The organism is Nonomuraea lactucae (assembly GCF_003313395.1).
In the GTDB taxonomy this organism is placed as follows: domain Bacteria; phylum Actinomycetota; class Actinomycetes; order Streptosporangiales; family Streptosporangiaceae; genus Nonomuraea; species Nonomuraea lactucae.
Genome location: NZ_QNFZ01001017.1, coordinates 1 through 15,040 on the forward strand (window position 1 = coordinate 1; position 15,040 = coordinate 15,040).

The 15,040-nt window shown below is 71.4% G+C and carries 11 protein-coding genes and 1 pseudogene; 3 read left to right on the forward strand and 9 right to left on the reverse strand.

What is annotated here, in order from left to right:
* On the forward strand, nucleotides 1-2,461 hold a 2,461-nt coding region (locus tag DQW85_RS37185), incomplete at its 5' end, for an ATP-binding protein (RefSeq protein ID WP_113704428.1).
* Between the two features lie 55 nt (nucleotides 2,462-2,516).
* On the forward strand, nucleotides 2,517-4,028 hold the full coding sequence (locus tag DQW85_RS37190; RefSeq protein WP_113704429.1) for an MFS transporter: 1,512 nt from the start codon (nucleotides 2,517-2,519) through the stop codon (nucleotides 4,026-4,028).
* Between the two features lie 33 nt (nucleotides 4,029-4,061).
* Here DQW85_RS37190 and DQW85_RS37195 read toward each other — a convergent pair whose 3' ends face one another.
* The 8 genes from DQW85_RS37195 to DQW85_RS37230 all read right to left on the reverse strand — a co-directional run bounded on the left by DQW85_RS37195 (nucleotide 4,062) and on the right by DQW85_RS37230 (nucleotide 13,000).
* Nucleotides 4,062-4,994 carry a serine hydrolase gene (locus tag DQW85_RS37195; protein WP_162795687.1) on the reverse strand — a complete coding sequence of 311 codons (933 nt, stop codon included), beginning with the start codon at nucleotides 4,992-4,994 and terminating at the stop codon, nucleotides 4,062-4,064.
* Between the two features lie 89 nt (nucleotides 4,995-5,083).
* The gene (locus DQW85_RS37200; protein WP_113704431.1) at nucleotides 5,084-5,956 is read right to left on the reverse strand and encodes an alpha/beta hydrolase; all 873 of its coding nucleotides are present in this window, start codon (nucleotides 5,954-5,956) and stop codon (nucleotides 5,084-5,086) included.
* A gap of 61 nt (nucleotides 5,957-6,017) precedes the next feature.
* Complete coding sequence (locus DQW85_RS37205) at nucleotides 6,018-7,412, reverse strand: NAD(P)/FAD-dependent oxidoreductase (protein ID WP_113704432.1); 1,395 nt, start codon at nucleotides 7,410-7,412, stop codon at nucleotides 6,018-6,020.
* A 157-nt stretch (nucleotides 7,413-7,569) separates the two neighbouring features.
* Nucleotides 7,570-8,361, reverse strand: a complete 792-nt coding sequence (locus DQW85_RS37210) for an ABC transporter permease (RefSeq protein WP_113704433.1) — start codon at nucleotides 8,359-8,361, stop codon at nucleotides 7,570-7,572.
* Complete coding sequence (locus DQW85_RS37215) at nucleotides 8,358-9,209, reverse strand: ABC transporter permease (RefSeq protein WP_113704434.1); 852 nt, start codon at nucleotides 9,207-9,209, stop codon at nucleotides 8,358-8,360. Before DQW85_RS37215 ends, DQW85_RS37210 begins: the two co-directional genes overlap by 4 nt.
* 3 nt (nucleotides 9,210-9,212) lie before the next feature.
* Nucleotides 9,213-10,442, reverse strand: a complete 1,230-nt coding sequence (locus DQW85_RS37220) for a polyamine ABC transporter substrate-binding protein (RefSeq protein WP_113704438.1) — start codon at nucleotides 10,440-10,442, stop codon at nucleotides 9,213-9,215.
* Between the two features lie 8 nt (nucleotides 10,443-10,450).
* The gene (locus DQW85_RS37225) at nucleotides 10,451-11,518 is read right to left on the reverse strand and encodes an ABC transporter ATP-binding protein (RefSeq protein ID WP_113704435.1); all 1,068 of its coding nucleotides are present in this window, start codon (nucleotides 11,516-11,518) and stop codon (nucleotides 10,451-10,453) included.
* Between the two features lie 48 nt (nucleotides 11,519-11,566).
* The gene (locus DQW85_RS37230) at nucleotides 11,567-13,000 is read right to left on the reverse strand and encodes a gamma-aminobutyraldehyde dehydrogenase (protein WP_113704436.1); all 1,434 of its coding nucleotides are present in this window, start codon (nucleotides 12,998-13,000) and stop codon (nucleotides 11,567-11,569) included.
* A 203-nt stretch (nucleotides 13,001-13,203) separates the two neighbouring features.
* Between DQW85_RS37230 and DQW85_RS37235 the strand changes: the two genes are divergently transcribed.
* A complete protein-coding gene (locus DQW85_RS37235; RefSeq protein ID WP_113704437.1) occupies nucleotides 13,204-13,698 on the forward strand; it encodes an Lrp/AsnC family transcriptional regulator in 495 nt (164 codons plus the stop codon).
* A 27-nt stretch (nucleotides 13,699-13,725) separates the two neighbouring features.
* On the opposite strand, the pseudogene DQW85_RS37240 reads toward DQW85_RS37235, so the two are convergent.
* Nucleotides 13,726-15,040: pseudogene (locus DQW85_RS37240) on the reverse strand (glycoside hydrolase family 38 C-terminal domain-containing protein); the annotation flags it as partial.

Sequence of the window (15,040 nt, forward strand, 5' to 3'; positions counted from 1 at the left end):
CGCACTGCTGCGCGAGGCGCTGGAGCTGTGGCGCGGCGCGCCGCTGGCCGACGCCCCGTACGCGGGCGCCGCCGCCGCGGGGCTGGAGGAGATGCGCCTGACCGCCACCGAGGACCGCGTCCAGGCGGACCTGGACCTGGGCCGTCATCGTGAGCTGGTGGCCGAGCTGCGGCGGCTCACCGCCGCCCACCCGTTGCGCGAACGGCTGTGGGCCCAGCTGATGCGCGCCCTGTACGGCAGTGGCAGGCAGGCCGAGGCGCTCACGGCGTACGAGGAGGCCAGGCGGGTCCTCGACGAGGACCTGGGCCTCGCGCCGGGCGCCGAGCTCGCGGCCACCCACCTGGCCGTGCTGAGAGCCGACCCGTCGCTGATCGGGCAGAGGAGTGCCGGGAGGCGGGGACTGCGGGCGCAGCTCACCAGCTTCGTGGGCCGCGTCGAGGAGCTCGGGCAGGTGGAGCTCCACCTACGGGAGGCCAGGCTCGTCACGCTCATCGGCGCCGGCGGGGCGGGGAAGACGCGGCTCGCGCTGGAGGCGGCCGCGCGGGCCGACGGCGACGTCTGCTTCGTTCAGCTCGCGCCCGTGGCGGACGCCACGGAGGTCGCGAACGCCGTCCTGGCGGCGCTCGACGTCCGCGAGCGCCTGCTCGCCGGCCCGGACCGCCCGGCGGTCGATCCGGCCGCGCGCCTTGTGTCCGTGCTCGCCGAGCGCGACCTGCTGCTGGTGCTCGACAACTGCGAGCACCTCGTGGTGGCCACCGCCGAGCTGGCCGACCTGCTGCTGGCCGCCTGCCCCGGGCTGCGGGTGCTGGCGACCAGCCGGGAGGCGCTCGGCATCACCGGTGAGCGCATCATGCCGGTGGCGCCGCTGCGCCTGCCGCCCGCGGGCGCCGGAAACCCGCTCGACTACCCGGCCATCCGGCTGTTCGCCGACCGGGCGGCGGCGGTGCGGCCGGGGTTCGCGGTCGAGGAGGGGAACGCGGCGCAGGTGGTGGGCGTCTGCCGGGCGCTGGACGGGCTGCCGCTGGCCATCGAGCTGGCCGCCGCCCGGCTGCGCACGCTCACGGTGGCGGACGTGGCCGCGCGGCTGGACGACAGGTTCAGGCTGCTGGCCCGGGGCAGCCGCACCGCCCTCCCCCGGCACCAAACGCTCCGCGCGGTCGTGGCGTGGAGCTGGGACCTGCTCGACGAGAGCGAGCAGCGGCTGGCCAGGCGCCTGACGGTCTTCGCGGACGGAGCCACCCCGGAGGCGGCGGAGCGGGTGTGCCGGCTGCCGGAGGAGGTGCTGTTCGCGCTGGCTGAGAAATCGCTGGTCGAGGCCGTGGGCGGCCGATACCGGATGCTGGAGACGATCCGCGCGTTCTGCGCCGAACGGCTGGCCGAGGCGGGCGAGACCGAGGAACTGCGCGAAACGCACGCCGCCCACTACCTGGAGCTGACGGAGACGGCCGACCCGCACCTGCGCAGGGCGGAGCAACTGGAGTGGCTCTCACTTCTGGACGCGGAGAGCGACGAGCTGGACGCCGCCGTGCGGTGGGCGGCGGATTCGGGCCGGGCCGAGCTCGGCCTGCGGCTCCTCGCCAACGCGGCGTGCTACTGGTGGATGCGCGGCCACCGGATGACCTGTGCCGGTCTGGCGCGGAGCCTGCTGGCGAGGCTGCCCGACGGCGCACCTCCCGGGCTGGAGGAGGAGTACACGATGTGCGTGCTCGTCGCGGCCTGGGGCGGCGAGCCGGACCGTGCGCTCCGGGCCCGGATGGAGGCCCTTCAGGACAAGCTCCTGCCGCTCGACTACCTGCCCGTCCGGCTGGAGTTCCTGGCGATGATGCTGGGCATGTTCACCGGCCCGCCCGACCGGCTCGAGGTCATCCACGAGGTGATGAGGGAGGTCGGCGACGCCCTGCCGGTCTGGCCCAAGGCGCTGAGCCACTGTGGGCTGGGGTTCGTCCTGCAGGGGCTGGGCCGGTTCGAGGAGGCCACGGCCGAGCTGGAGCGGTCGCTCGCCGCCTTCCGGTCGATCGGCGAGCGCTGGGGCATCACGCTCTCCCTGTCGGGGCTCTGCGACCTGGCGGCCGAGCAGGGCGACTACGCCACCGCGTACGCGCTTGCGGAGGAGTCCCTGGAGGTGTCGCGGGAGCTCGGCGCGGTGCCCGACATGGCGGAGAGCCTGTGCCGCAGGGGTGACGCGATGGCCGGCATGGGCGACCTGGCCGGTGCGGTGGCCGACTACCTGCTCGCCATCGAGCTGTCGCGCGGGGTCGGAGCCGCGGAGACGCTGTCCCGGGCGCACGCCGGGCTGGGCGAGGCGGCGATGCTCCGCGGCGACCTCGCCGAGGCCCGCGCGCACCTGGAGCAGGCGCTGGCCGAGTGCCCCGACGGCTGGTACACGGCGGTGGACATCCGCACGCGCGTCCTCGACGACTTGGAGGAGCTGCGCCGGCTGGCCGCCGACCCCCGCCGATGAGCGCTGTCAGCGGGCGGTAGGCGGCCGGTCAGCGGCGTCGCGCAGAGTGGCGGGCATGACGAACCGATGGGCCTGCCTGGCGATCGCCTGCCTGGCCACACTCCTGCTCTCCATCGACCTCACCGTGCTGCACCTGGCGCTGCCGAGGCTGGTCGGCGATCTCGGCGCGAGCGCCACCCAACTGCTCTGGATCGGCGACGTGTACGGCTTCGCCCTGGCGGGCCTGCTCGTCACCATGGGCAACCTCGGCGACCGCATCGGCCGCAAGCGCCTGCTTCTGATCGGCAGCGTCGCGTTCGGCGCCGCGTCGGCGGTGACCGCGTACGCGCCCGGTCCGGAGGTGCTCATCGCGGCCAGAGCGCTGCTCGGCGTGGCCGGCGCGACGATCATGCCCTCGACGCTGTCGATCGTCCGTAACGTCTTCACCGACGCGGGGGAGCGGACCGCGGCCGTCGGCATCTGGAGCGGCATGAGCGCCGCCGGGTTCGCCGTGGGCCCGGTCGTCGGCGGCCTGCTGCTGGACCATTTCTGGTGGGGCTCGGTGTTCCTGATCAACCTGCCGATCATGGCGATGGTGTTCGCCGGCGGCGTCCTGGTCCTGCCCGAGTCGCGGACCCCGGCTGCGGGCCCGATCGACCTGCTGAGCGCTGCGCTGTCCTTCACCGGCGTGGTGGCGGTCATCTACGCGGTCAAGGAGGCCGCGCACGAGGGCGTGGGGCAGGCGGACCTGCCCTCGGCGGCCGTGCTCGGGGTCGCCTGCCTGGTCTGGTTCGTGTGGCGGCAGGGGAGGCTGGCGGAGCCGATGATCGACGTGCGGCTCTTCCGGCGCCGCGCGTTCAGCGTGTCCATCGGCACGAACCTGCTGGCCATCTTCACGATGATGGCCATGTCGCTGATCTTCGCCTGGTACTTCCAGCTCGTGCTCGGCTGGTCGCCGCTGCAGGCGGGCCTCGCGACCCTGCCGGGCGGGCTGAGCGGGGCGGTCGGCGGGGTCCTTGCCGCCCGGCTCATCGGTCCGCTCGGCAGGAACGGGGTGGTGGCGCTCGGCCTGGCGCTGAACGCCGGGGCGTTCCTCTACTACAGCTCTCTCGGGCAGGAGGCGAACTACCCGGTCATGCTCGTCGCGATGGTGGCAGGCGGCGTTGGTGTCGGGTTCGCGTTCACCGTCAACAACGACAACGTGCTGGCCACCGCGCCGAAGGAGCGCGCCGGGGCGGCGGCCGCGGTCTCGGAGACGTCGTTCGAGCTGGGCGGCGCGCTCGGCATCGCCGTCCTGGGCACGGTGCTCAACAGCACCTACGGCGCGAGCCTGCGCGTGCCCCCGGGCGTGCCGGCCGAGGCGGCGCGGGAGTCGATCGCCGGGGCGCTGAGCACGGCCGCCACCTTGCCCCCGGACCAGGCCGCCCGGCTGGTACAGGCCGCGCGGGCCGCATTCGTGGAAGGAGTGCACGTCACCGGGCTCGTCACGGCGGCGCTACTGGCGGTGACGGCGGTGCTCGCGCTGGTCGGGCTGCGCGGCGTGCCCAAGGTGATCCACGAAGAGGCGCCGTCGGGCGCCCACTCGTGACGGGCCGGTGGGCGGGTCGGTGGGCGGGTCAGGTCAGTGGGCCGCGGGCCGGGCGGCGCAGGGCTGGGCGCGCACCGGGGTGAGCGCGGCGAGGCGGTGGCCGATCAGCCGCGCGAGCCCTTCGATGGCCTGGATGCCCTGCCCCTCGCCCGCCTGCTGGTCCGTCTGCACCGACAGCAGCAGGTCCCTGCCCGGCCCCGAGACGCGCCCGTAGCTGGTGACCGCCCAGGTGTTGCGGACGAACGGCCGGGGCGTCCAGCCGTTCTTGAGCGCGACCCGGTCGCCAGGCCGGGCGGCGGCGCTGACCCCCCACGCCTGCTCGCGCTGGACGCTGCTCATCAGGCCGAGCACCAGGCGACGGTCGGCGGCGCCCAGCCCCGCTCCCCCCTTGACCAGCAGCGTCAGCAGCCGGATCCGGTCGGCCGGGCTGGTCCTGGTGCCGCCCCAGAACTTGCTCGGACCGGGCACGGTCTCGCGCATGCCCGCCCGGCGGTAGAAGCCGGTCATGCCGCCGCCCGCGCCGACCCGCCACCACAGCGCGTCGGCCGCGGAGTTGTCGCTCTCCCTGATCATGCGGGAGGCGAGCTCCTGCTCGCCTGCCCGCAGGCTCGTACGGCTGAGCAGCAGCGCCGCCAGGATGTCCACCTTGGCGCCGCTGGCCGTGATCATGCCGTGCTCGTGCTCCCCGCGGCCCAGCCGGACGCCGGTGGCCAGGTCGTGCGCGGCGAAGACGATCCGGCCCGGCCGCCCGGACAGGTAGCGGTCGATGTCGTGGAGCAGCCTGGCCCGCGCCGCGCGGCCCGCGCGCGGGTCGGGCACCTTGAGCACGCAGGGCGGCGCCTTGACGCGCACCTGGGGAGGCGTGACGGGCGACGGCGGCCCCACCGCCCGTTCGGTGCCGCACGCCGCGACGAGCCCCAGCCCGACCCCGAGCCTGAGTAGCGCAACACACCATGTCGCACGCACGCGTCAACCCCCGTGATGTCACCGGGGGTCAAGACGATCCATCCCCTCATGCCCGCCTTGTCACACCTGAGAGGGCAACAGAGCGGTTTCTAGAGGTGTTCGCGGAGGAAGGCGGCGGTCGCCTCGACGGCCTGGGTGACGTAGGGCTCGCCGTCGTAGAGGTCGATGTGCTGCTTCGCGTCGACCCAGACCAGCTTCTTGGGCTCGTCGAGCCGCCGGTAGGCCTCCTCGGCCCCTTCGGGCGCGCAGAAGCGGTCGATCACGCCGTGCACGATGAGCGCCGGCTTGGGCGACAGGAAGTCGGCCCCCATCATGTTGTCCACGGTGATCAGCTCGCGCAGGCCGGCGCGGGTCACCTCGTTCTCCCAGTACGGCGAGGCGCCGCGCGCGGTGCCGTAGTAGGCGTGGGGCTCGTCGCCGGGCATGGCGGCCTCCCCCTCCGGCGCCACGGCCGGTAGGTACTCGACCGGGCCGCCCAGGTCCTGGCGCTCCAGCACCTGGCCCAGCCCGGCCAGCGCCGCCTGGTAGTCCATGCTGGACCGCATCGTGTAGGGGTTGTTGTACGCCCCGGCGATCCCGGCGAAGACCTTGACCCTGGGGTCGAAGGCGGCGAACTTCAGCGCGTAGCCGCCGCCGAGGCAGATCCCGACGGCGCCGATCCGCTCGCCGTCGACCTCCGGCCTGGACCGGAGCACCGACACCGCGGCGCGCAGGTCGTGCAGCTTGCCCTGCGGATCCTCGTGCCGCCTCGGCTGACCGCCGGACTCGCCCCAGTTGCGGTGGTCGAACGCGAGCGTGACGTAGCCCAGAAGGGCCAGCCGCTCGGCGTACAGTCCCGTGACCTGGTCGCGCACCCCGGTGAACGGCCCGGTGAACACCAGCGCCGGACGCGGGCCACCGCCCTCGGGCAGCCGCAAATCGCCGACCAGCGTGATGCCGTCGGCCTCGAACTCGATCCTCATGCCTCCAGTGTGCTGGCCGGGGCGGCCGGGCACGCGCCCGGCCGCCACGCCCGTGGGCCTGTCAGGAGTCGAAGCCCAGCCCCATCCGGTCGAGCGCGCGCAGCCAGAGGTTGCGCCTGCCCTGGTGCCGGTCGGCCTGCGCGATCGACCAGCGGGTGAACTGGATCACCCCCGACCGCACCGGCTCCGGCGGGAACGGTACCGGCTTCTCCCGGACCATGCGCAGCTCGGTCCGCTCCGTGCGCTCACCCGACAGCAGGTCGAGCATGACGTTCGCGCCGAAGCGGGTCGCGCCGACGCCCATGCCGGTGTAGCCGACGGCGTAGGCCAGCCGGCCGCCGTGGGCCTGGCCGTAGAAGGCGCTGAAGCGGCTGCAGGTGTCGATGACGCCACCCCAGCGATGGGTGAAGCGCACCTCCGACAGCTGCGGGAACGTGGTGTAGAAGTGCTCGGCCAGCGTGACGAAGGTCTTGTCGCGCTGGTCGTACTCCGGCTTGACCAGGCCGCCGTTGTAGTAGACGGCGTCGTAGCCGCCCCACAGGATCCGGTTGTCGTCGGTCAGCCGGTAGTAGTGGAACTGGTTGGCCGAGTCGCCGACGCCCTGCCTGTTGCGCCAGCCGATCTCGGCGAGCCGGGCGGCCGGCAGCGGCTCGGTCATCAGCACGTAGTCGTAGACCGGCACCACGAAGTGCTTGAGCCGCCGCAGCAGCGGGGGGAACACGCCGGTGCCGAGCGCGACCCGGCGCCCGGAGGCGACGCCGTGCGGGGTGCGCAGGCTGATCGTGGCGCCGTCGTCGTCGAGCGAGCGGACCGGGCTGCGCTCGTACACGCGCACGCCGAGCCGCAGGCACGCCTCGCGCAGCCCCCAGGCGAGGCGGGCGGGGTCGAGCATGGCGCCGCCCCGGCGGTCCCAGAGGCCGCCGAGGTAGGTCGGCGAGTCGATCTCGGCCCGCACCTGCTCCTGGTCCAGCAGCCGGTGGTCGAGACCGAGGTCGGAGATCAGGTCGAGGTGCTCGTGCAGCCCGTCGAGCTGCCACGGCTCGGTGGCGACGTTCAGCTCGCCCGTCCGCTCGAACGAGCAGTCGATGCCGTGTCGCTCCACCGTCTCCTCGATCTCGTCGAGGTTGCGCACGCCCATGTGTTCGAGCCGGCCGATCTCCTCGGGCCAGCGTTCCAGCCCGTTGGCCAGGCCATGGGTGAGGGTCGCCATGCAGAACCCGCCGTTGCGGCCGGAGGCGGCCCAGCCGATCCTGCGCCCCTCCAGCAGGACGACGTCCTGCGACGGGTCACGTTCCTTGGCCATCAGGGCGGTCCACAGCCCCGAGAAGCCTCCGCCGACGACGACCAGGTCGGCGCTCGTGTCTCCGATGAGCCGCGGTCGCGGCTCGGGTCTGGCCGGGGTGTCCAGCCAGTACGGCTTGCGCTCCGCGTCAGCAAGCGCCTTCAGCGGATCCACAAATCCCACTTCCCTACGAGTGTTTGTTATGAAATTGCGGGATCTAGTGCGGTTGACCTCGCGCGGGTTCCCCCCGCCGGCATCCGATCTCGCCTCCCTGTTCTTTGCCGGGGTATACCAGAACCCCCCGCGGTCCGCGGGGGGACGACAGACGGGCTCAGCCGCGGCGGCGCGCCGAGACCGCGTTGGCGATCGCGATGAGCACACCGATGCCGAAGATCAGCGTACCCATGACGTTGACCTGCGGCGGGATTCCCGTCTTGACGGACCCGATGATCCAGAGCGGGAAGGTGATGGTGGAGCCGTTGACGAAGCTGGTCACCACGTAGTCGTCGATCGACAGCGCGAAGGCCAGCATCGCGCCCGCCATCACGCCCGGCATGATGGCCGGCAGCGTGACCTGCCGGAACGTCCCCCAGGCGGTGGCGCCGAGGTCCCGGGCCGCCTCCTCCAGCGACGGGTCCAGCGTGACGACGCGCGCCCGCACGGTCACCGTGACGAAGGAGAGCGAGAACAGCACGTGCGCGATCGTGATCGTCACGGCGTCGCGCGGCAGGTTGGCCGAGACGAACAGCGACAGCAGCGACGCTCCCATGACCAGCTCCGGCGTGGAGATGGCGGCGAAGACCAGGAAGTTGGTCACCCCCCGGCCGCGGAAGCGGTGGCGGCCGAGCGCCAGCCCCAGCGCCGTGCCGATCAGGACCGTGATGACCGTGCTGGCGACCGCGACGTAGATGGAGTTGAGCAGCGCCGTGGTCAGGTCGGAGATCTCGAAGAGCTCCCGGTACCACCGGAACGTGAAGCCCTGCCAGCTCGTGTTGGACTTGCTCTTCTTGTCGTTGAACCCGAACAGGATCATCACAGCGATCGGCGACGACAGCCAGATGATGATCACCCAGGTGTAGACGTGCAGCAGCCTGTCGCCGAGCCGTCCGCGCAGCCTGCTCATCGGGCCGCCGCCTCGAGGACGTTCTCGGTGCCCAGGGCCCGGGCGTAGATGAAGATGCCCACGAGCAGCACCGCCATCAACGTGAACGACAGCGCCGAGGCCGTCGGATACTGCAGGTTCGTCAGGTACGTGGTCTGGATGATGTTGCCGATCATGGTGTTGGACGTGCCGCCCAGCACCTGGGCGTTGACCGGGTCGGCCGTGGCCGGCACGAACGTCATGAGCACCCCGGCGAACACGCCGGGCAGCGACAGCGGCAGCACCACCCTGCGGAAGGTCGCGATGCGCGAGGCGTACAGGTCCTGAGCCGCCTCGACGACGCGCGGGTCCACCCGCTCCAGCGCCACGTAGATCGGCAGGATCATGAACGGCAGCCAGTTGTACGTCAGCCCCGCGATCACGGCGAAACCCGTGGCCAGCACGTGGAAGCCGGCGGGCAGCAGCCCCCACCCCTTCAGCGTGCCGAACAGGATGCCGTCGTCGGCCAGCAGGAAGCCCCACGAGATCGTCCGCAGCACGAACGACACGAAGAACGGCAGCAGCAGCAGGAACAGGTACATCGACTTGCGGCTGCCCGCCTTGAAGGCGATGAAGTAGGCGACCGGGTAGCCGATCGCCAGCATCGCCAGCGTGGCCGCCCCGCCGTAGATCAGGGAGCGGACGAGCTGGGTGCTGTAGCGGCTGAGCGCGTCGGTGTAGTTGGAGACGCTGAACGTCATGGCGAAGCCGTCGATGGCGTTGCCGGTCTGCAGCGACACCGACGCCATGGCGGCCATCGGCACCACCAGGAAGATGGCCAGCCACATCCAGCTCGGCAGCGCCAGGAGGTAAGGAGTCAGGCGCTTCATGCACTATGCCTGCGTGATCGACTGGAAGATCGAGTTGAAGACCTGCTCCTGCGCCGTGGTCAGCTTCACGTAGCTGTGCAGCTTGGCGTAGTCGGCCTCGGACGGGAACATGAGCGGGCTGTTCACCATCTGCTCCAGCGACTCCTTGCCCTCGCCGGTGGCCTTGGCGGCCTTCGTCCTGAGGATCTCCCGCGCGGCCGGCACCGGCGTGATGTACTGGATGAACTCGTCCAGCTCGGCGGCGACGACCGGCTTGTAGAGGAAGTCCATGAGCATGAGCGCGTCGAGCGGGTTGGCGGCGCCCTTCGGGATGAGCATGTTGTCGGTCCAGATCGTGCCGCCCTCCGCGGGCACCACGAAGTCGACCGGCTCACCGGCGAGCTGGCGCTGGAAGACGTCGCCCGACCAGGCCATGCTCAGCCAGACGTCGCCCTTCGAGACCGCGTCGATGTACGACTGGTCGTAGTATTTCCGGACGATGTCCGCGTCGCGCTGCGCCTTGAGCTTCTCCCCGGCCTTCTTCCAGTCGGCCTCGGTCGACTTCTCCGGCGTGATGCCCAGGGCGAACATGCCGAAGTTGGCGATCTCCTGCGAGTCGGCCATCATGCCGACCCGGCCCTTGTACTTGGGGTCGAAGAGCGCCTGGACGCTCGTGATCTTGTCCTTGACGTACTTGGTGTTGATCGCGATCCCGGTCACGCCCGAGGCGTAGGGCATCGTGTAGGTGTTGCCCGGGTCGTACGACCGGTTCTTGTACGCGGCGCCGGCGTTGGCCGCGAAGTTCGGCAGCTTGGCGTGGTCCAGCGGCACGCAGTAGCCCAGCTCGATCATGTGCTGGAGCTGGATGCCGTTGGTCATCACGACGATGTCGTAGCCCAGCGACTGCCCGGCGCGCAGCACGGGGTCGGCCTTGCCGAAGAACTCCGCGTTCTCCTGGATGACCTCCTTGTACTGGTACGAGATGCCGGTCTCCTTCTGGAACTGCTTCAGCGGCGCCTGGTTCTCCGGCATGTACTCGGGCCAGTTGGCGAACACCACCTTGCCGTGCTTGGTCTGCTTGGCCCAGAAGTCCTGCACCGCGTCGGTCTTCGGCGGCTCTTTCTTCTGACCCTGCACGCCACAGGCGGCCATTGCCAGGCCCGCCGCGGAGAACCCGGCGATCCGCAGGGCCTCGCGGCGCGTGCGGGGCTGCGTCATGCCCCTGACGAGAGCGGGGTCGTGCTGGTGGTTCATGAGCTCGATCAACTTCCTAGTGCGTAAGAGTGCTGCGGCAGCCACGACAGCCAGACGGCGTCGCCTCGCTCCGCGGTGTTCATGGCGTCGTGCGCGTTCTGCTGGAACACGGTCACCTCCGTCCCGCCTCCCAGGTTCACTGCGTAGCTGGTGTACGTCCCGAGGTAGACCACCTCGGAGACGGTCCCGGGCACCACGCTCACCTCGCCGTCCGGCTTGTCGGTGCAAATCGTGATCTTCTCCGGCCGGACGGTCACCGTGACCGCGCCGTCCAGCTCCGGCACCAGGATCCGGCCCCCGCCGAACTCCATCACGCCGCCGCTCGCGGCGCCGGACAGCAGGTTGGAGGTGCCGATGAAGCCCGCCACGAACGCGCTGGCCGGCCGCTCGTAGATCTCGCGCGGACCGCCCAGCTGCTCGACGAGGCCGTCGTTCATCACGGCGATCCGGTCGCTCATGGTCAGCGCCTCTCCCTGGTCGTGCGTCACGTACACGAACGTGATGCCGACCTCGCGCTGGATCCGCTTGAGCTCGATCTGCATGGCCTGGCGCAGCTTCAGGTCGAGCGCGCCGAGCGGCTCGTCGAGCAGGAGGGCGCGCGGCCGGTTGACCAGGGCGCGGGCCAACGCGACCCGCTGCTGCTGGCCGCCCGACATCTCGCGCGGCCTGCGCTTCTCCCTGCCGGTGAGGTCGACGATCTCCAGCATCTCGCCGACCCGCCGCCTGATCTCCTCCTGCGGCGTCTTGCGCTGCTTCAGCCCGAACGCCACGTTGTCCCACACGCTCATGTGCGGGAACAGCGCGTACGACTGGAAGACCATGTTGACGTCGCGCTTGTTCGGCGGGACGTTGGTGACGTCCTGCCCGTGGAGCTTGACCATGCCCCGCGAGGGTTCCTCGAACCCGGCGATCATGCGCATGGTCGTGGTCTTGCCACAGCCGGACGGGCCGAGGAGGGAGAAGAACTCCCCCTCGGCGATGCCCAGCGTGACCCCCTTCACCGCCTGGACGACCTCGCCGTGCGAGAGGTACTCCTTGACGACGCCCTCTAGTTCGATCGCGTTCAGCTCGGCCATGTCCAGGTTCAGTTCCTTGTCGTGCCGTGTGTCGGGTGCTGTGTCGAGTTATTCGCCGATGTAGTGCATGACGTGCTTGACCCTGGTGTAGTCGTGCAGGCCGAACACCGACAGATCCTTGCCGTACCCGGAGTGCTTGAAGCCGCCGTGCGGCATCTCCGAGACGAACGGGATGTGGGTGTTCACCCAGACGACTCCGAAGTCGAGCCGGTTCGACATGCGCATCGCGCGGCCGTGGTCGGAGGTCCAGACCGAGCTGCTCAGGCCGTACCTGACGTCGTTGGCCTTGGCCAGCGCGTCGGCCTCGTCGGTGAACGTCTGGACGGTGATGACGGGCCCGAAGACCTCGTTCTGCACCATCTCGTCGTCCTGCCTGAGCCCGTCGACGACGGTGGGGGCGAAGAAGTAGCCCTTGTCGCCGACGCGCCGGCCGCCCGTGAGCACCTTGGCGTGCGCCGGCACCCGCTCGATGAAGCCCTGCACGTGGGCGAGCTGTCGCGCGTTGTTGAGCGGCCCGTACAGCGCGTCCTCGTCGGACAGGTCGCCGGTGACGGTGCCCGCGGCGGCCTCGCGGAGCGCGGCCACGAACTCGTCGTGCACGCTCTCGTGCACCAGCACGCGGCAGGCGGCGGTGCAGTCCTGACCGGCGTTGTAGAGCCCGGCCACGGCGATGTCGGCCGCGGCCTTGCGCAGGTCCTTGACGTCCTCGAAGACCACGACGGGCGCCTTGCCGCCGAGCTCCAGGTGGACGCGCTTGACGTCGTCGGCGGCGCTCCTGGCGACCGACATGCCCGCGCCGACCGAGCCGGTGATGGCGACCATCGCGGCCGTCGGGTGGCCGACGACGAGCGCGCCGGTCTCGCGGTCGCCGGTGACGACGTTGAAGACGCCGGCGGGCAGCACCTCGCCGAGGATCTCGGCGAGCTTGAGCGTGGACGCCGGGGTGGTGTCGGACGGCTTGAGCACGATCGTGTTGCCCGCGGCCAGGGCCGGGGCGATCTTCCAGACGGCCATCATCATCGGGTAGTTCCACGGCGTGACCTGCCCGATCACGCCTACCGGCTCGTGCCTGACGACGCTGGTGTGCTCGGCGAGGAACTCACCGGCCGTCGGCCCCTCCAGCGTGCGCGCGGCGCCCGCGAAGAAGCGGAAGTGGTCGGCGGCGATCGGAGTCTCGTCCTCGGCCATGCGGGCGCGTGGCTTGCCGGTGTTGCGGCACTCCGCCTCGTTGATCTCGTCGGCCCGCGCGTCGATCGCGTCGGCGACCTTGAGCAGCAGGCCGGCCCGCTCTCCCGGGGTGGTCCGCCCCCATGACTCGAACGCGGCAGCCGCGGCGGCGTAGGCAGCGTCGACGTCCTCAGCGCCGGAGATCGGGGCCTCGAGGTAGGCCTCGCCGGTGCAAGGGTCGATGATGTCGGAGTATCGGCCGCTCTTGGCGTCCACGAACCCACCGTTGATGAAGTTCTGCAGACGGCTGGTCAAGGCAATGACCTCCTGGTGAGGTGGCTGAGATGCCGCGACTCTTACAGAGCAGCCGCATCTCGACAAGGGATTTCGTGGCGAAGATATCAAATTGCTACGAAATCGCTTGACAGGACCGCCAGAACTGACAACATGTCGCACCAGGACGGCAATGAGACGGGAACGCGCCCGTAACGCCGGCACCACTGGAAGGACTCCGAGCAATGACGACGCCGCCGCGCGTACGCCGCAGCACCGACGCAACGCCCGGGCAAATAGTGCTCGACGATCTGTCCAAGCAGATCATCGAGCAGCTCCAGGCCGACGGGCGCATGCCGTACGCGGCCATCGGCAAGGCGGTGGGCCTGTCCGAGGCCGCGGTGCGCCAGCGGGTCCAGCGCCTGCAGGAGGCCGGCGTCATGCAGATCGTCGCGGTCACCGATCCGCTCACGCTCGGCTTCCCGCGCCAGGCCATGATCGGCGTCACCTGCGAGGGCGATCTCGAGTCTCTGGCCGACGAGCTGGCCGCCATCGACGAGATCGACTACGTGGTGCTCACGGCGGGCTCGTTCGACGTGATCGTCGAGGTGGTCTGCGAGGGCGACGGCCATCTTTTGGAAATCCTGAGCAAAATTCGCGCCATCCCCGCCGTGCGCGCCACGGAGTCGTTCGTCTACCTGAAGCTGCGCAAGCAGACCTACTCCTGGGGCACCCGCTGACCGGCCCCGCTCCCGCGCGGCCCGGGATCACGCCGGCTCGGGGCCGGCCAGCTGGATGGTGGCGATCTCCCATGCTCGCAGGGGCAGTCGGACGACGCCGTCCGTGACCGGCAGGGGCTCGCCCGGCCGGCCGCGGAGGTCCACGTGGCGGGCGCGGGCGAAGTCGCCCTCGACGACCGCCTCCGTGCCGGTGGGCGACAGGGCCACGACCCGCAGCTCCCGCCAGTCGTCGCGCCTCCTCAGCGAGGTCATGACCACGCCGTCGCCGGTGACCGAGAGGCCGGCGGCCGGTGCGGGCAGGGGCAGTGACGGCGCGCCGGTGCCGGGGACCAGAAGCAGGTCGTGCCGGAACGTCTCCGCCGCCGCCGGCACCGCCTCCCAGCTCCGGCCACAGGGCATGAGCGCCAGGCCGACCGAGCGCGGGCCGCGCGACTGGGCGGCGGGAGTGGGCAGATGCGGTCCGGCGGGTTCGGGCCGCAGGGCGTGGCGGTTGCGCGACAGGTAGCCGACCGAGCGCAGCAGGGTGAGCGCCAGCTCCCCGCCCCCGTCGACCAGCTCGTACTCGGTGACGTGCTCCAGCAGCGCCGCCACTCCCCCGGCCGCCACCCACGACGCGGCCGGGAACGTGGGCAGCGGCTCCTCCCCGCACCCGCCCTCGGCCGTCAGGCCCCGAGTGACGACCGCGAACTGGCCCTCCGCGTGGGAGGTGGTCGCCCGCGTGGGCAGCGGGACGTGCAGCCGGACCCGGTGGTCGGAGCAGCGGTTGTCGAACTCCACGCGCAGCCGGACGAACGGCTCGCCCGCGCGCAGCTCCACCCTGGTGCCGACGGCGATCTCCTCGGCGGTGGCCGACCTCGACGGGGCGGGCACCTCGGGGGTGCCGTCTCTCCAGGCGGCGGCCGACGGCCAGCGGTAGGTGCGACGCACGTCCAGCACGGCCAGCAGCGGGCCGGTGCAGACCGTCTCCACCTCGACCGTCCTGGGATGCGAGACCAGCAGGTCCTCGGCGGGCGGCGCGTGGTTGTAGGTGTCGCCGACGTCGCCGCCGTCCACGATCCGGCCGGCTCCGGTGAGCGTCACGCCTCCGGCGCCGGTCAGCGTCAGCGTGCCGTCCGGCGCCACCTCTACCCGGAGCAGCCCGTTGTCGAGCACCCGCCCGTCGGCCCGCACCCCGGTCAGCGGCCCGGCTCCCTCACCGTTGGCGGCCGGGCGCCCCCGCACGCTCGCGTACGGCGCCGGGCGCAGGCTCGTGTGGCCGAGCGGCGGCACCTCCACGAACGCCGCCACGGTGCGGCGGGGCTCGGCGACGATGCGCACCCTCGTGACCCCGTCCAGCCCGCCG